Genomic DNA, 17591 nt, shown 5'->3' on the forward strand with positions numbered 1-17591 from the left:
AGTGACAGAAGCACAAGCGCGTTAACGCGCAGCCAGTAATAAAAGGCCCTTGTGGCCGCATGTGAAGAACCACCAGCTATGCTGGTGGATTTCTTTTTGTCATTTTCACTGTGCTGTGATAAAAAATAGGGTATAATAAGAAAAAATTGATCTGCAGAAGCAGGGAAATGAGGTTGGAAAATGAAAGAAATCAATGAGGCCGTACTGGCCGAACTTCGCAAAAACTATAATGAAGATGCCAATGCCCGTGTGCTCCAGGGAACTCTGGCAAAGACGGATATGTCCAAACTTTCCTATGTGCCTGAGAACGGTTCCAGACTGGCCGGCGCCTTTACCTATGAAGTAAAGACTCATGGCATTACAGCCCAGGAAATGTCAGGCCGCTGCTGGATGTTTGCTGCACTCAATATCCTTCGTGAGAAAGTGGCGGAAAAAATCGGGGTCGAAGAATTTGAACTTTCCCAGAATTATCTGACTTTTTACGATAAACTGGAAAAGGCAAATAATTTCCTGCAGATGGTCATCGACCATGCGGATGAACCGGTCAAAGGACAGCTTATGCAGTATGTGCTCCGCGGTATGAGTGACGGCGGGTACTGGTGTCCGGCGGCAGATCTCATTGAAAAATACGGTGTCCTTCCCAAAGCATATTTCCCGGAAACTTTCCAGTCCGGCCACACGATGAATTATATCAATGCGATCAATAAACTTCTCCGGAAAGATGCCATGGAACTCCGCGAACTGATTGCAAAGGGAGGAGATCCCTATGAAAGAAAAGCGGAAATGATGGGGGAAATTTATAAAGCCCAGTGCATCGCTTTCGGCCAGCCGCCGGAAGTCTTTGATTTCTCCTGGAAGGACAAGGATGGCAAATTCCATGAGGATAGAAATCTGACACCGAAGGCTTTTTATGAAAAATATACAGGATTTGCCGTCCGTGACTATGCAGCTGTCATCAATGAGCCCCTCCCCGGGAGAGCCATGGATACACCCATTACCTTCCATGGTATAGAAAATATGGTGGGCAGGGATATGACAGCCCTCAATATTTCCCAGGAAGCGCTGGAAGAACTGTGCGTAAATATGCTCAAGGGCGGAGAAGCCATCTGGTTTGCCTGTGATGCAGGGGCTTACCTCTCAAGGAAAGACGGAGTCTGGGATCCGGACAGTGTGACTACGGATGAACTTCTCGGCGGGTTTTCCACATTCATGGAAAAAGGAAAGGCTCTCGAATACAGCCAGAGTTCTGCGAACCATGCCATGCTTTTAACCGGCGTTCATCTCTCCGAAGATGGAAAACCGGACCGCTGGAAGATTGAAAATTCCTGGGGTAAAGATGTGGGTAAAGGCGGGTACTTCGTCTGCTCGGAAGCTTATTTTAAACGGTTCGTCTACGAAGCGGCAGTGAACAGGAAATATTTCAGCAAAGAGCAGCTGGATATGCTCAAAAAAGAACCGGTACGCATCAATGCGTGGGATGAAGATTTATAATAGTGATTCAGCATAAGCTTTTCATTGATTTCATACATATAACATATTGACAACAATACTTTAGTTAGGTAAAATAAATAATAACAAAAATATAAATAACCCTTAAGGGTTGGGCAGGCAATGGCGCCATCAGGTGTCTTTTCGCCTGCCTTTTTTGTGTTTCATTACTTTACGCCTGGGGCGTTAGGGAGGGCGATGCGTATGGGTTTAGAAGAACTCAAGGAGCATGTTGAGGTTATTAATAACCAGATGTCGCGATACGGGGTCAAGTTCGGCGTATTCCAGAATGGTGTATACAACGAACGGCTTTTCCCGTTTGACCCGATTCCGAGAATTATCGGGGCGGATGAGTTCGACGTACTGGAGAGAGGCCTTCAGCAGCGTGTAGATGCACTCAATCTGTTTCTGGCAGATGTGTATGGTAAAAAGCAGATTATCAAAGATCAGGTGGTTCCGCCTGATTTCGTATATCCATCACCGGGTTATCTGGCCCAGTGTGAGGAAATAACTCCACCGAAGAGCATTTACAGTCATATTTCCGGTATCGATCTGGTTAAAGGCAAAGATGGGAACTGGTATATTCTGGAAGATAATCTCCGTATTCCTTCCGGCGCGTCCTATCCGCTCATTGCCCGTACTCTCTGCCGGCGCTGCTGCCCCCAGACTTTCCGCGACAATCATGTGGTGGATAACAGGCATTACGGTCAGTGGATTGAAGAGGTCATGGACTATGTCAGCTGCGGCGGCATCAATGTCATCCTGACGCCGGGCCGTTACAACTCCGCTTATTTTGAACATTCCTATCTGGCAGAACTTTCCCACTCCGTCCTGGCCGAAAGCATGGACCTTTATGTGGAAAACAACTGCGTTTACTATCGCGGCAATAAAGGACCGGTCAAGGTCGGGGCCATTTACCGCCGCCTGTCCGATGAATTTATGGATCCTCTCTGCTTCAATCCGGAATCCGTCATCGGTGTGCCCAATATCATGGCTGCCTACCGCGCAGGCAATGTAGCTATCCTCAATGCCCCGGGCAACGGTGTGGCTGATGATAAAGGGATTTATTACTTCGTTCCGAAGATGATCAAGTATTATCTGAAAGAAGAACCGATCCTTCATAATGCACCTACATATCTTCCGTTCTACAAGGACGATATGGACTATACCATGGCAAACCTCGACAAGCTGGTTATCAAGGACGTAGCTGAAGCCGGCGGATATGGCGTCGTATTTGGCAATTCCCTGCCGCCGGACAAGAAAGAAGAACTGCGCCAGCGGATTATCAATGAACCAAGACGCTTTATTTCTCAGGAAGTTATCGACTTCGAAGATCTGCCTATCCTTGATGGCGGGTCGGTGGTAGAACGTAAAGCAGACCTGCGTGCTTTCGTGCTTTCCGGCGAAAAGACCAGGGTGTGGCCATGCGGCCTGACCCGGTTCTCCAGAAATCCGGACAGCTTTATCGTTAATTCTTCGCAGGGGGGAGGTTTCAAAGATACATGGGTGCTCTTACATTAAATAAAATTGACCGTCTCTACTGGATGGGGCGGTATGCGGAACGTGTAAATACCACGCTGATGTTCCTGATGGAATACTATGATGAAATGATTGACGGTGATCCGATGCCGCATGAAGAATTCTGCGAACGTCTGACACTGCCTGATGTTTATAAAGATAATGAAGATTTCCTTCGCAAGTATACTTTTGATGAGAATAATCCGGATTCTGTCTATGTGGCAGCAGACCGCATGCTGGGCAATGGCATGACCCTTCGTGAAACGATCAGTTCCGAAACCCTGTCCTACCTGCAGATGGCCATGAATTCGCTGGAAGCCGCCAAGACTTCGAGCGCACCGATCCTGAATGCACAGGAAGCCAGGGATGCCATTATGGCCTTCCGCGGAAGCTTCGATGATACGGTCGAGGACAAAGGCGTCAGAAATATCGTGAAATGCGGCTGGACCGCTGAACGGATCAGCATTTATCTCCGTTTGGGATATCCGGATAATCTCTGCGCGCCGGAAATCAATAAACTTCTGTACAGAGTTACCCGCGCACCGGTCCGGATCAGGAGTTCCGCTTTCGCAAAACTTCTGGCTGCCATTTCCGGCGGGGATGAAGCACCGCTTAAAGGAGACCGGGAAGATCTCATTGAAGCGGCAGAAGAACTGGTTGAAATCTGATTACTTCCCTGCCATGGGCACTGGCAGGATTGACAGGGGACTGCTTTTCTGAAAGTTGTCCCTGCGGCTTTCAGGCGGAAGGGACCGCCCGGGCTGCTTTCCGGCACTTGGGGAGTGCCGGGAAAATTTCATATGATCTGGGCTGTTTCAGAAGGACAAATCATTGCAGGGCCTGCGCCCTGCGGTGATGAGTTCTTTGTTTTTGCCTGCATGCTATTATGGCTCATAAGATGCGGCGGGGCAGCCGCTATGGTTGGCTTATATTTAAAAAAATCGAAATTATTACCCTGGACACTTGCAATAAGAGGGCTTTTAGAGTATGATGGCTCTTGTACTTGATTTCCCTCAGGGATTCAGACAGGAATGATACGTTTAATGGAAAAAATTTCGTTTTACTATAGAACAGCCAATACATATTCGTCGCCGGTGAGGGAGCAGGATTTTCTACTTCGATGTATTCCCCAGAATCTGCCGGAGCAGGAGATTCTGGATTTATCACTTTACATTGACCCCCTGCCCACTGGCGGGAACTATGGTAAGGACAGTTTCGGAAATACAACTTTTACAGGGCGTCTGCCGGAAGGACATACCTTTTTTTCCTATTGGGTCAAAGGGACAGCCCTTCGGGATGATGACAGGAGAGTGGAATGTGAACCGCTTCCCATTTTTTCCTATCCCTCTATTCTTACAGGACCATCGTCCATGCTGAAAGCTATCTACGATCTGGCCCCGAAATCAGAGGACGCTCTGGAACAGGCGGACTTTTTCCGGGAGACTGTATACAATCATATGACCTATGTGGCCGGTGTGACCAATGTGCGCACCACGGCCAACCAGGCGGCTCTGGGTGGTCAGGGGGTGTGCCAGGATTTCACCCATATTTTTCTTGCGCTCTGCCGGATGAAGCGCATTCCTGCCAGATACGTGAGCGGGCTCCCTGTAGGGGAGGGCGCCAGCCATGCCTGGGCAGAAGTGTGGTATAAAGGACGCTGGTACGGCATCGATGCGACCCGTAACTGCAGGGCGGGAGAGAAATACATCAAATTCGGTACCGGACGTGATTTTATTGACTGTCCCATGGAGCAGGGAGTCTTCTGGGGCTGGTGCAATCAGTCACAAACTGTATACAGTAAAGTGGATCTGATCAGCTGAATACAATTCAAAACCGTGCGGAGATACAATGATCTCCGCACGGTTTTATATTGAGGATTCCGGTTCTGAATTATTTGATGATCAGCACTGGCACCTTGACATGGTGGATGACATACTGGGAAACGCTTCCTGTAATAAAAGAAGAGAGGGATCCTTTACCGCTGTTGCCCATAATGACCAGGTCGATACCTTTTTCTTCAACTACGGAAGCAATCACATTGCCCGGGACGCCGACCTTCAGGACAGGGGTGAAATGAACGGTATCGGGAACCAGCTTTTGCGCTTTATCAAGCACGATTCTGGCTGTTTCCCGGATATTTGTAAAACCGTCTTTGTCCAGGTTGACCTGAAGAAGCGGGTAGGCAGCTTCGGTCACATCGGCCACTGAGAGGACATAGAGTTCCGCATGATAGGTTTCCACCATATCCAGAGCGCACTGAAAAGCATTGCCTGCGGTGCCTGAGCCGTCCAGAGGGACCAGAATTCTTTTAAATTTCATAGTGAATGACCTCCTTTTGTGTTTAAATTTCTTCATCTTAATTATAGCAGGTTTTATTTATTTTCTTTAATCTTCCGTGATAAAGGATGAAAATATTTCCGGAAAAGGTTAGAATAAAAAGAAAAGACTACACCTGTCAATCAGGAAATTCCTGTCAAGGAGGATCAAATGAAAAAACTATTGCTGGCTGCAGCCATACTTTCGGCGGTATGTGTACCCTGTATGCCTACCGCGGCGAAAGACTCAGGAAAAGTTTCAGCTGAAGCACTGTCTGCTGCTGTTTCCCACGGATTTGAATATAAAAACAGCGATACCGGTATTTCCATCACACTGCCGGTGTCCCGCGTAGAGAATAAGGATAATAACGGACTTATGTACCAGGCATATCTTCCTGATTCGGGTCTCTCCCTTATGATCATGTCAAAATCCACCAGGCAGCCCCGCATGGAAAAGAAGCTTCAGGAAACACGTAAAGCTTCTGAAAAATTCCTCAGGGAAAAGAAGGGGGATTCCAAAGAAACACTGGTTTCCGTAAAGAAAGGAAAAGTGGACGGAGTTCCTGCCATCATCACCAGCTCCAGAGGGACTGCCGCGGAGGGCGGCTATGAAGTCCTTCGATACTGGGTGAGCAATACTGACGGAGATTATATGATTTCCTTCACTTCAAAGGAAGGAGAAATGAAATCCGGCGGGAAAACCGTGAAAGGACTGGTGGATTCCATTCACTTTTTCACCCCCATGCAGAGGGTGGAGATCAAGGGAACCGTTTATACCTATGACATCCCTGCCAATATGCGTGTGGATTACAAGCCGCCTGTTGCGCCGGACCATGTACTGGTTGCAGGAAATCTTTCCCTCATGACCGGCGTCACAGCACTGCCGATTGAAGAAAATGACGACCTTTCCTTCTTCCCCGAAAGCCTTGCCGGACTCACAAAGGATGAGCAGGCTTCCATCGTGGATCACCTCAAAGCCAAGATTGCCGATGAAGCAAATGGCAGAAAGGTCAAGAAAACGAAATTTGATTTCCGGAATGTTTATGGAAGAGATGCTCTCATCATGGATTTTGAAGACGGAGATTCTCACAACAGGAGCTTCATTTTCATTCAGGACGGGAAATATATTTCGTTCGATTATATTTATTCTGAAAAAGATAAAGATTATGCGGAAAAGGTCATTGAACAGTCGGTGAAATCGATTTCTCTCTGACCGGCAGAAATCTTTTCATTTTTTCATACCGCCCAAGCAGAAGGTTTGTGTAAAGGAGGGACATCCTTGTTTTTCAATTTATTCGGCTCCGGTAAACAGGAGCAGATAGAAGAATATGCCGGCAAAATGGCAAAGGCGGCCATCGAGGATGAGCTCGATGCAGATATGCTGGAAGAACTCATTGCTTTTGCAAAGGAAAAAGGTCTGGGCAACAAGCAGTTGGCAAAAGCACAGGCCCTGGCCTGTGACAAAGCTTTCGAAGCCCTGTATCATGACGGTTATATGGATGACGATGAGTATGGACTCTTTGCGGACCTTCTAAAGCTGTGTTACATGATGAAGGAGGCGGAAAAATACAAATATGAAACCATATCCCGCCGGTGCAACGCACTTTTCAAGATTCAGGAAAAAGGGCTGCTTCCAAAGATGGATAAAGAATACGCCAATGTAAAGTATCGGCCGGGAGAAGAGCTGTATTTCACTTCTGCCGCCCGGTTCATGACACCGGCAAAACCGGTGAAAAGGGAAGATTCCATCATCATTGCGCCGGGTAAGCCTTTCAAAGTGGGCGGCTGGGAAAACCATGAAGACAAGAGTGCCTGGAAGGAAGGGGAGAAAGGCGCTTTCTGGATGACTTCCGAGCGCCTTGGCTTCCGCAGTAAAGAAAAGAAAGAAACCATTGAGCTTTCTGATCTGGAATCGGCGGAAATAGGGCAGGGTCCCCTGTGTCTCTACGAAAAAGGAAAAGATGCAACCCTTGCCGTGGCTATTGATGATTACGAAATGGTAGGCGCCATCCTGTCCAACCTGATGAACCCTGAAAAATAGATGGGTCCGGTATCGCTTTGAAATCATTTGAAGCAGTATAAGTCATATATTATTGTGAGCTTTAGCTCAATTGGGTTTCATCCCGGGAGGTCTGCCATGGAATTTGATCATTTACTATCTGTACGTTTTTCCTGCCGGCGTTATTCAGACGAACCTGTTTCGTCAGAAGATATTCAGAAAATTCTGGATGCGGCACAGCGTGCGCCGGTTGGTCATTTTGATTACAAACATTATGCTATTGCTGTAGTGACGGACAAAAAGATCCTGAAGCTTCTCGCTGACCAGAATGATGAACTTTCCGGCCGGGGCGATCCTCTATATGGTGCACCGGTCCTGCTGCTCATCATGAGCGCTCCGGGGGCCAGAGAAGATTCCATCAAGCTGAATGCAGGAATCATGGCGGAACACATGCATCTCGAGGCGGAAAATCTCGGGCTCGGATCTATCTGCATTTACAGCTTTATCCGCACACTCAATGTAACCGACGGCTGCGGAGAGTATTTTAAAGCCCTTCATATGCCGGAAGGCTGGAAACCGGCTATGTCTGTGGCGGTAGGTCATACTCCGCTCAAACGCCGGGAAAGAAGGCTGGCGGCCCGGTTCCCTGTTTTCCGTGTAGACGGGGAGGAATAGGAGGAATTATGGAATTTGAAAAGGTACAGTCTTTAAGAAAGTCGATACGATCCTATACAAAAGAAGCGGTTTCGGAAGAAGACCGGAAGGCTTTGATTCATGCAGCCCTTACAGCTTCTGTAGGCAAGCATAACGATAAGGGTTATGTCATCGTTTCCGTGACTGACCGGAAAGTGCTGGAAAAAATAAGCACCGAAGGCGGAGAAAAGCTCGGAAGGCCGCACCTGATTTATGAAGCGCCTCTTCTTTTTCTTATCTGCCGCACAAAAGATGCTTTTGAGTACCTGGAGGATTTTGATGCAGGAATTATCGCGGAGCACATCCATCTGAAAGCCACCGAACTGGGGCTTGGCTCCATTATCCTTTTTGGTTTTGTGCGCCACCTGGGAGCTGAGGCGGATTATCTGAAAATGCTTTCCCTTCCTGAAGGCGTTACCCCTCTTCTTGGCGTAGCTGTGGGTCATAGTCGATTAGCGGATACGCCCAGAAAAGAAGACCGCCATTTCGAAGTCATTGAACGATGAGAATAGTCATAAATCGGAAAATATTCCGATGGGGACTTTTAAGCGTACACGAAAATATGTAATGAAAGAATAAAGATCGCACGTCTGCCTCTCAGAACGTGCGGTTTTTTACGAGATAGGATTCCTTCATCCGGAATGAAATGGACATTTTGACAGACATAAAATAAATATTGCTATTCTGTGGGAAATTTCGTATAATCATCTTGTATATATCCATTTAAGTTTCAAGGAGGATGCATTTTTTTCTCATGGCTTTAGAAGTCGGCAATATCGTAGAGGGTACTATCACCGGTATCGCGAAGTTCGGCGCATTTGTAGAACTGCCGGACAACAAGGTGGGTCTGGTTCACATTTCGGAAGTGGCAAATGAATATGTGAGCGATGTAAACGATTATCTCAAGGTAAAGGACAAGGTCAAAGTAAAAGTCCTTACCATTGATGAAAAAGGAAAGATTGCCCTTTCCATCAAGCAGGCTCAGCCGGCAGATGAAAAGAAACAGGGAGTCCATGGAGGTTACGACCGTCAGGGCCGCCGTGAATTCCAGCATGGAGACCGCGGAAATTTCCAGAACCGTGAGAATCATCGTCCTTTCCATAGAGAAGAAGAAAACTTCCATGAGGAAGATTTTGAGGCAGCCCGTCCGGAAAGAAGGGAATACGGCCGCTCTTTCGACCGTCCTTTCCATGGGGCCAGAAGAGAAGCTCCGGCATCTTTTGAAGACAAGCTTTCCCGCTTCCTGAAGGACAGCGATGAAAGACTTCTTGATCTGAAGCGCAATGTGGAATCCAAGAGAGGCGGCAGGGGTGCACGCCGTTCTGACTGATTCGTGAAAAAAGGGGCTGTGATCCGGCCTCTCTTTTTTGTAGGAAGCAGACCCGTATTATCTTGTTGGTAAAAGGGATTCATGGAACTGTTCGGGAACAAATACTTATAGATTGCAGGAGGCACTCATGCGTGCGATTATTGATATCGGTACCAATTCTGTCCGTCTTCTCATTGCTGAGAAAGATGATAAGGAGAACTGGAAGGTCCTCTTCAAAGACCTTCGCAGTACCAGGCTTGGTGAAGGAATGACCGACCGGGCGTATATCGGGGAGGGACCGAAAGAAAGAACACTGAAAGCCATCGAGGAATTCGTGGCGAAAGCCCGTCTGGAAGGGGCCGGTGAAATATATGCCTATGGCACCTCTATTGTAAGGGATGCTGCCAATGGCGGAGAATTCACCGACGAAGTGACTTCGGCTACCGGTGTGCCTGTCCGTATCCTTACAGGAAAAGAAGAGGCTTATTACAGTTACATCGGTGCAGCCGGCACGCCATCCGTAGTGACGGCAGTTGTAGATATCGGCGGAGGTTCCACGGAATTCTGTATGGGCTTCGGACCGGATATCGGTATGCGACACAGCTTCCGCCTCGGCTGCGTACGCTGCTCGAAACAGTTTGATACCACTACGCTTCGGGGGCTGGCAGAATTGAAAAAGCACTGCTTTGCCCTGTTCCGCGAAACAGACCTCATGGATGCTATGAAAAACGTACGCCGCTGGATCGGCGTGGGCGGCACAGTGACTTCGCTGGCCTCCATGCTGCAGGAACTGGAAGTTTATGATACCGAAAAAGTTCAGGATTACGTGATCCATCAGGAAGATGTGCATGACCTCATGATGAAGCTCTATAAAATGTCCTATGATGAGCGGTGTCACATTACCGGCCTCATGCCTTCCAGGGCAGACATCATTGTGGCCGGTCTTGCCATACTGGATGCCATTATGGAATATTTTGCCCTGCCGGAAATCATGGTAAGCGACCGGGACCTGTCAGAAGGTCTTCTGGATGCGGATGTACTGAAACCAAACGAGGATAAATGAAAAAAGAAATTTTTCTGAAGAAGGTGCTCTCCTTTGCCCGCGAGAATGGTCTGTGGCGTGAGGGAGACCGGATTCTTGCCGCTGTTTCCGGCGGTCCTGATTCCCTGGGCCTTCTTCTTTTTCTTAATGAAATCAGGGAGAGGGAACATATCACTCTCGGCTGCTGCTGCGTCAATCATCACTTGAGAGATGCTGCAGAAGAAGAAACAGAGATGGTTAGGAACATCTGCCTGAAACTTTCCATTCCGTTCTGGAGGAAAGACGTGGATGTGCTGAAAGCCTGCTCCGAAAAAAAGGAATCCCTGGAAACCATGGCCAGAGAGCTTCGATATCAGGTTCTTGGAGAAGTGATGGAGAAGGAAAATTTCAATCTCCTCGCCGTGGCCCACCATAAGGATGACCAGATGGAAACGATCCTTTTCCGCCTGCTTCGCGGAAGCGGAATCAGGGGACTTGGAGGGATCCGTCCGAAAGCGGGAAATCGCATCCGTCCTTTCCTTTGCGTGACAAAGGAAGAAGTTGGTGAGTTTATTTCATACTGGCCTTTCAATCCTGCTCATGATGAAACCAATGACATTCCGGATGCCGCAAGAAATAAAATCCGTCTCCTGCTGGTACCACGCCTTCTTTCCTGCAACCCGAATCTCAGGGAAACACTGTCCAGAATGGCAGAGAACGCTTCGGATGATGAGGATTATCTGGAAAAGGCAGCAGAGAAAGAGGAAATTTATTTCAGAAAAGCAGGCGAAAGCCTTTTTTATCCTCTTGACCATTTTCTTACTCTTCATCCTGCCATCAAGAGGCGTATCCTGATTTCCGCAATTAAACGGGAAAGCGGAAGGGCACCGGATGCAGAAGGGGTGGAGCGGTTCCGAAAGCTTGCGGTCAATGGTAAAAAAGGACGTACTTCCGAATCCGGTACCGTAATGGAAAAGGCAGGCGGAATGCTCTGCTTCCACAAAGGCAGTACCCGTGAAGGAGCCGAATTGGAAGTATCCGATTATTTCCGCCTGATTTATGAAAATTGGTCGGAAAAATCAAAACACATTACAGGTAAAACTGGTATAATAAGATGTACAGCCCTTGAAACGGGAATGGGCATTTTTTCTCTTACAATCAGGCAGCTGGAAAAACCGGTTTCCACGGGGAAAAATGAGCTGCTTCTGGATGGAGACCGGGCGGGTTTCCTGCACCTCCGGAAGGCATCGGCAAAGGACTATATGGAGCCAAATGGGATGGAAGGAAGCAAGACCGTTTTTTCCATCCTTCAGGAAAAACGGATTCCTGCAGCCCTTCGTCACGAATGGCCCGTAGTGGCTGATGAAAATCATATTTACTGGACCTGCTTTCTGCGGGGAAGCCGTTTCGCCCGGCCTGACCGGGGTACAAAGAATTTTCTGCTTCTTACACTGGAGTGGAAAGAAAAGGAGAATAAACATGGAAAATCTCGGGAAAGATATAAAGACAGTCCTGATTACTAAGGAAGAACTTCAGAAACGGGTCAAAGAAATCGGCGCTGAAATCACGAAAGATTATGCCGGACGGAATGTAGTGCTTGTAGGCATCCTGAAAGGAGCCATGCCTTTCCTTTGTGACCTGATGAGGGAAATTGATCTTCCCGTTACCCTGGATACCATGGTGGTTTCCAGCTATGGAAGCGGTACCATTTCCAGCGGTCATGTGAATATCAAAAAAGATCTGGACAAAGATATCCGGGGGAAAGATGTCATTATTGTGGAAGATATCATCGATACCGGAATCACCATGAATGCCCTTGTACCGCTCCTGAAAGAAAGAGGAGCATCTTCTGTAGAACTGGCCATCTGTCTCAATAAAAAAGAAAGACGGGTCAAAGATGTGGCTGTGAAATACATCGGATTTGATATTCCCGATGAATTTATCGTGGGCTACGGCTGCGATTATGCCGAAAAATACAGAAATCTTCCGGACGTCTGCGTGCTGGATCCTAAAGTGTATACGAAAGCCTGATTTTCTTTTCTCCTCTGTCTAATCGGGAGAGTCCGTCCTTTTGGGGAAGGACACAATTTAATAAATTTTATTGATTAAAGTTTGAAAAAATGGTAAAATAAATAACTAATTCAAAGCTTTCTATTTAACGGGGTGGGAACCTGTTTAAATGGGATTATTACCGCTGAGAGAAGGAGGAACATATTGAATAAATTTATCAAGAATGTGGCGCTTTATGTGCTTCTGATTATAGTTGCCGTGTCCATATTCAATACCTTTGTCCATCCCCAGGAAAAGCATACGGAAATCAGCTACACCGATTTTATTACCCAGGTGGAGAAGAAAAACGTATCCTCTATTGAAATGACAAACAATGCAGTAGTCGGCAAGATGAAAGATGGCACAGAATTTGCCACCTATATTCCTGACAATGACACCCAGCTTCTTGGCAAACTGGAGGACAACAATGTTTCCATTACTGCCAAACCGCCGGAACAGCCTTCCTGGTGGATGAGCCTCCTGTCAAACCTGCTTCCTATTGTTATCCTTATTGCCGTATGGTTCTGGATGATGAACCAGACCCAGGGCGGCGGCGGACGTGTCATGAGCTTTGGCAAATCCAAGGCTAAAATGACCGGTGAAGGCCAGATTCATGTGACTTTCAACGATGTGGCCGGCGAAGATGAAGCAAAAGAAGAACTCTCCGAAGTGGTGGATTTCCTGAAAAATCCGGGACGTTACACCGCTATCGGCGCTAAAATCCCGAAGGGCGTCCTCCTTGTAGGACCTCCTGGTACAGGCAAGACCCTTCTGGCCAAAGCGGTAGCCGGAGAAGCAAAGGTTCCATTTTTCTCCATTTCCGGCTCTGACTTTGTAGAAATGTTTGTCGGTGTAGGCGCATCCCGCGTACGCGACCTTTTCTCCCAGGCAAAAAAGAATGCTCCCTGTATCGTATTCATCGATGAAATCGATGCCGTAGGCCGTCAGCGCGGAAGCGGACTTGGCGGCGGTCATGATGAACGTGAACAGACACTGAACCAGCTCCTTGTCGAGATGGACGGTTTCGGTTCCAATGAAGGCATCATTACCCTGGCAGCAACGAACCGTCCGGATATCCTGGACCCGGCACTTCTCCGTCCGGGCCGTTTCGACCGGCGCGTAGTTGTGGGTACGCCGGATCTTCGCGGGCGTATTGCCATTCTCCGGGTTCATGCGAAAAATAAGCCGCTTGAACCGGATGTGGACCTGCCGACCATTGCGAAGAAAGTTCCGGGATTTACCGGGGCAGATCTTGCCAATATGCTGAACGAAGCAGCCCTGATGGCTGCCAGAGCGAACAGGAAGACCATTTCCATGTCCGATTTGGAGGAAGCTTCTGAAAAAGTTTCCTATGGCCCTGAAAGAAAGAGCCACAAGGTGAATGACGACGAAAAGAAACTGACCGCATATCATGAATCCGGCCATGCCATTATGGCTACTCTCCTGAAAGATGCGGATCCGGTACATAAAGTCACCATCATTCCGAGAGGCCAGGCAGGCGGCTATACCATGATGCTGCCTCATGAGGAACGATCCTTCATTACCAAATCCCATCTCCTTGCCCAGATCCGCGTAGCTCTTGGCGGAAGGTGCGCAGAAAAAATCATTTTCAATGAAATTTCCAGCGGCGCTTCCGGCGACCTCCAGCAGGTGACCGCCATTCTTCGCAAGATGATTATGGAATGGGGCATGAGCGACCGCCTGGGGCCCATGATTTTCGGGGAACATCAGGAGCAGATTTTCCTTGGAAAGCAGCTTGGCTCTGAAAGAAACTACGGGGAAACCGTGGCAACCATTATTGATGAAGAAATGCATAAATACCTGGATGAAGCTTACAATGATACCATGCAGATGCTGACAGACAACCTGCCGGTACTTCATGCCATGGCCAAGGCACTGATGGAAGTGGAAACCATCAACCATACTCAGGTAGAGAATCTTTTCAAATATCATTCCATCTATGCGCCGGGCGACGAACCGGACAAGAATCTACCGCCGGCCGATGACAATAATGCACCGCTGCCGCCGATTCCGCCGGATACCACAAGCCCTCTGCCTCCTGTATTTGGAGACTGATACGTACAAGAAAGGAACCCTGCTTCTTTGGATGGGGTTCCTTTTTGATTTACGGCCCGGAATATTTTTTATTCCAAAAATGTAATTACCATCTTGACATCGTTTTTCATTCGTGTTAAAGTATGGTCAATAAAACGATGAAGAAAAGAGTAGGCATCTGATGACGGTCAAGCGAGTCCGGAGAGTGAAAGCGGATACGGATAGGATACTGAAGTGCATTTCCGAGTTTGAGAGGTTGAAAGTAAAGTAGGTCTCTCCGGGAGCTCCCGATACAGAGTTGCGGGTTTGATAGAACCTTACAAGGTGTATCCTGGTGACAGGTACATGAAATTGGGTGGAAACACGAAGCTTGGCTCTCGTCCCTATAGGGACGAGAGTTTTTTGATTTCTTGAGAAGAAAGGACGATGAACATGGGCAAGCTGATTGCAAAAGAACTGGACGAACTGAAATGGGGTCTGGCCGGCTGCCTGCTCTTCATCGGTATTTCTTCTCCTGCATTTCATCAGTTTTATAAGAAATAAGGTAATGACTGACAGGGATCGGAGAGAATCCCCGCAATTGCGGCAGGCGGGGCACGGAAGGTTCCAGCCGCCGGTTCTCGAAGACGCTGATCAGACAATGTAAGGAGCGGAAACCATCGGTTCTGCATCCACCGGCGTTCACGGGCAAAGCCTGTGAACGCCTTTTACTTTGCATTTTCCTCTTTTACATGCCGGTGGTATCATTACATAGAGGGAATGAAAGGAAATGATATGGATGAAGCTCAAAAAGCCAATAATCCTTGTGGAGCAGGAAAGCTTTGCCGTGGGCGGGTCCGTTTTGAAGTCGGAGGGAATATACGATCCCTCTCATCCTCTGAATCCGCAGGGTCAGAAAAAACATGTGGATCACGGTTATGCGTTCTATCAGGTACCATGCAAAGCAAAGAAAATAAATCTTCTTTTTCTGCATGGCGCGGGACAAAGCGGCGCTTCCTTTGAAACAACGCCGGACGGACGGGAAGGTTTCCAGACGATTTTTCTCCGGAAGAGATATCCGGTGTGCCTTTTTGACCAGCCCCGGAGAGGCAGGGCAGGCTCTGCCGGTGTCCCTGTCTCTATAGAACCCGGAGGCGATGAAGCGCTGTGGTTTGATATTTTCCGCATCGGTCACTATCCTCATCGCTTTTCCGGAGTTCAGTTTCCGGATGGAGAAGAGGCAGAGAATCAGTTCTGGAGGAAGGTAACGCCCAATACCGGGGATTTTGATGTATCTCTTGTATCTGCTGCTTTATCGGATGCAGTAGACAGGATAGGGGATACGGTACTTGTCACCCATTCCCAGGGCGGGTCTCCCGGATGGTTTACTGCGTTTAAAAATGATCGGGTGAAGGGAATCATTGCTCTTGAACCGGGTGTGGGATTTGTATTTCCGGAAGGAGAAGTACCGCCGCCCATGGAGTCCTCCAGCCCATTTGGGTCATTGAAGGGAGTGCCGGTTCCTGAAGATGATTTTAAGAGGCTGACAAAGATTCCAATCCTCATGGTTTTTGGTGATAACATCCCTGATGAACCTTCACCTTACGGCGGGGAGGACAACTGGCGGGTGCGTCTTGCCTCGGCAAGACTTATGGCTGAAGCCATCAATAAAAGAGGAGGACATGCGGAAGTTCTTCGTCTTCCGGATATAGGAATTTATGGAAATACCCATTTCCTCTTTGAGGATAAGAATAATGAGGAAATAGCGGACATCCTTGAAAAATGGCTTGTCAGGGAAGGATTGGGAAATTAATTTCCTCCTGTTATTATTTTCCTGTAAATTTTATTGACAATACAATTCGCCCGTGCTATTTTTATTTTATACAGATTGACTATGACGAAAAGAGTAATCATACCGAAGCGTTCAAGCGAGTCCGGAGAGTGAAAGCGGATACGGGGAGGCTGATGAAGTGCATTTCCGAGTCAGGAAAGCTGAACGAAGTAGGTTTTCCCGGGAGCTCCCGATACAGGGCAGGGGTTTATAAGAACCCGCAGAGCTCCGGCCGGTGACGGTCGGGGAAAATCAGGTGGAACCACGTGCCGCTCGTCCTGGATTGGATGAGCGGCATTTTGTATTTCAAGGGGGAAACACCATGAAAAAATCACTGAAAATCGCATCCATCGCACTGGCATCTCTTCTGGCTGCAGGCCTTTTCGCAGGCTGCGGAGGAGACTCCAAACCGGTTGCTTCCAAAGCTGCATCCTCTGCGGCTGCAGCAGGAAAAACTTCCGTAAAGCTAGTCCTTTCTTCCACGGAACGTCCGCTTTCCTGGGCAGATGAAAATGGAAAGCTCCAGGGTTATGAATATGATATCTGGCAGGAAGTCAATAAGAACCTGAAAGATTACACTCTGGATATTCAGGCAGTTCCGCCGGAAACTCAGGATGTCATGATGGAATCGGGCGATGCCAAAGTGGCATCCGGCGGTTACTACAAGACTCCCCGTCGTGAAAAGGATTACCTTGTACCGAAGACACCAATCGGCGTATCTTCCCTCATGGTTTACATGTCCAAAGAAAATGCGGCCAAGTACAAGAGCATGGATGATGTAGCAAAGGCAGGCTTGAAACTCGTTCCGAACACCCCGAATGGCGGTACATACAAAGTACTTGTGGACTGGAATGCGGCTCATGACAATATCCTGAAAGAAATTCCGGTACAGGACGGACTTACCCCGGCGGAACGTATCGCATCCCTTAAGAACGGCCAGTATGATGCCCTTGTTTATCCGAACAACCTGGGCGTGGAAGATATCGGCAAAGCCATGCAGTTTGAAGTGGTTCCGCTGGAAAAACCGATTACCGTCAATCCGACCGTAGTCATCGTCAACAAGAGCGAAAAGAAACTGGCAGAAGAAATCGACGCAGCTCTTGAAAAACTGTCCAAAGACGGTACCCTGAAGAAGATTTCTGAAAAATGGTACAAGAGAGATCTCTTTGAACAGCTGAAAGATGTGAAGAAATAAAAGGCTTTTAGTCATTCGGTGCAGAGATTAATGTAATATTCAAAAAGAGGCATTTCGTATGAAGTGCCTCTTTTATTTTTATCTTACGGGAAAACCGGAGGAAATAAATGTATCAGTCATTCAATAAAAAAGTGACGGG

General features: G+C 47.9%; 16 protein-coding genes. 15 read left to right on the forward strand and 1 reads right to left on the reverse strand.

Annotated features, from left to right (window positions below; all coding sequences use genetic code 11):
• Nucleotides 1-180: 180 nt before the first annotated feature.
• The 4 genes from QZN42_RS05815 to QZN42_RS05830 all read left to right on the forward strand — a co-directional run bounded on the left by QZN42_RS05815 (nucleotide 181) and on the right by QZN42_RS05830 (nucleotide 4826).
• Entirely contained in the window at nucleotides 181-1491 is a 1311-nt protein-coding gene (locus QZN42_RS05815; RefSeq protein ID WP_296955203.1) for an aminopeptidase C, read from the forward strand.
• A gap of 201 nt (nucleotides 1492-1692) precedes the next feature.
• Nucleotides 1693-3009 carry a circularly permuted type 2 ATP-grasp protein gene (locus QZN42_RS05820; protein WP_296955205.1) on the forward strand — a complete coding sequence of 439 codons (1317 nt, stop codon included), beginning with the start codon at nucleotides 1693-1695 and terminating at the stop codon, nucleotides 3007-3009.
• Nucleotides 2991-3674: an alpha-E domain-containing protein gene (locus QZN42_RS05825; protein ID WP_296955208.1), complete on the forward strand. Its 684-nt coding sequence runs from the start codon at nucleotides 2991-2993 to the stop codon at nucleotides 3672-3674. The genes QZN42_RS05820 and QZN42_RS05825 overlap by 19 nt, the downstream gene beginning before the upstream one ends.
• Nucleotides 3675-4049: 375 nt before the next feature.
• The gene (locus QZN42_RS05830; RefSeq protein ID WP_296955210.1) at nucleotides 4050-4826 is read left to right on the forward strand and encodes a transglutaminase family protein; all 777 of its coding nucleotides are present in this window, start codon (nucleotides 4050-4052) and stop codon (nucleotides 4824-4826) included.
• A gap of 70 nt (nucleotides 4827-4896) precedes the next feature.
• Here QZN42_RS05830 and QZN42_RS05835 read toward each other — a convergent pair whose 3' ends face one another.
• Nucleotides 4897-5325: a universal stress protein gene (locus QZN42_RS05835; RefSeq protein WP_296955213.1), complete on the reverse strand. Its 429-nt coding sequence runs from the start codon at nucleotides 5323-5325 to the stop codon at nucleotides 4897-4899.
• Nucleotides 5326-5493: 168 nt separating this feature from the next.
• On the opposite strand from QZN42_RS05835, the gene QZN42_RS05840 reads away from it, so the two are divergent.
• The 11 genes from QZN42_RS05840 (at nucleotide 5494) to QZN42_RS05890 (ending at nucleotide 17452) form a co-directional block, all read left to right on the forward strand.
• Nucleotides 5494-6534 carry a hypothetical protein gene (locus tag QZN42_RS05840; protein ID WP_296955216.1) on the forward strand — a complete coding sequence of 347 codons (1041 nt, stop codon included), beginning with the start codon at nucleotides 5494-5496 and terminating at the stop codon, nucleotides 6532-6534.
• 66 nt (nucleotides 6535-6600) lie between these two features.
• Nucleotides 6601-7362, forward strand: a complete 762-nt coding sequence (locus tag QZN42_RS05845) for a hypothetical protein (RefSeq protein ID WP_296955219.1) — start codon at nucleotides 6601-6603, stop codon at nucleotides 7360-7362.
• A 96-nt stretch (nucleotides 7363-7458) separates the two neighbouring features.
• The gene (locus tag QZN42_RS05850; protein WP_296955221.1) at nucleotides 7459-7995 is read left to right on the forward strand and encodes a nitroreductase family protein; all 537 of its coding nucleotides are present in this window, start codon (nucleotides 7459-7461) and stop codon (nucleotides 7993-7995) included.
• An 8-nt stretch (nucleotides 7996-8003) separates the two neighbouring features.
• On the forward strand, nucleotides 8004-8519 hold the full coding sequence (locus QZN42_RS05855; RefSeq protein ID WP_296955225.1) for a nitroreductase family protein: 516 nt from the start codon (nucleotides 8004-8006) through the stop codon (nucleotides 8517-8519).
• A 248-nt stretch (nucleotides 8520-8767) separates the two neighbouring features.
• Nucleotides 8768-9343 carry a S1 RNA-binding domain-containing protein gene (locus QZN42_RS05860; RefSeq protein ID WP_297003811.1) on the forward strand — a complete coding sequence of 192 codons (576 nt, stop codon included), beginning with the start codon at nucleotides 8768-8770 and terminating at the stop codon, nucleotides 9341-9343.
• Nucleotides 9344-9470: 127 nt separating this feature from the next.
• Entirely contained in the window at nucleotides 9471-10385 is a 915-nt protein-coding gene (locus tag QZN42_RS05865; RefSeq protein ID WP_296955230.1) for a Ppx/GppA phosphatase family protein, read from the forward strand.
• The gene (tilS, locus tag QZN42_RS05870; RefSeq protein WP_296955232.1) at nucleotides 10382-11866 is read left to right on the forward strand and encodes a tRNA lysidine(34) synthetase TilS; all 1485 of its coding nucleotides are present in this window, start codon (nucleotides 10382-10384) and stop codon (nucleotides 11864-11866) included. The genes QZN42_RS05865 and tilS overlap by 4 nt, the downstream gene beginning before the upstream one ends.
• Nucleotides 11817-12374 carry a hypoxanthine phosphoribosyltransferase gene (hpt, locus tag QZN42_RS05875; RefSeq protein WP_363916358.1) on the forward strand — a complete coding sequence of 186 codons (558 nt, stop codon included), beginning with the start codon at nucleotides 11817-11819 and terminating at the stop codon, nucleotides 12372-12374. The genes tilS and hpt overlap by 50 nt, the downstream gene beginning before the upstream one ends.
• Before the next feature lie 183 nt (nucleotides 12375-12557).
• On the forward strand, nucleotides 12558-14468 hold the full coding sequence (gene ftsH, locus QZN42_RS05880) for an ATP-dependent zinc metalloprotease FtsH (RefSeq protein ID WP_296955240.1): 1911 nt from the start codon (nucleotides 12558-12560) through the stop codon (nucleotides 14466-14468).
• Between the two features lie 757 nt (nucleotides 14469-15225).
• Nucleotides 15226-16239 (forward strand): alpha/beta fold hydrolase, encoded by a 1014-nt coding sequence (locus QZN42_RS05885; RefSeq protein ID WP_296955242.1) that lies wholly within the window; start codon nucleotides 15226-15228, stop codon nucleotides 16237-16239.
• 340 nt (nucleotides 16240-16579) lie between these two features.
• Nucleotides 16580-17452 (forward strand): transporter substrate-binding domain-containing protein, encoded by an 873-nt coding sequence (locus tag QZN42_RS05890; RefSeq protein ID WP_296955245.1) that lies wholly within the window; start codon nucleotides 16580-16582, stop codon nucleotides 17450-17452.
• Nucleotides 17453-17591: the final 139 nt, after the last annotated feature.

The organism is uncultured Dialister sp., assembly GCA_900314595.1.
Classification (GTDB): Bacteria; Bacillota; Negativicutes; order Veillonellales; family Dialisteraceae; genus Dialister.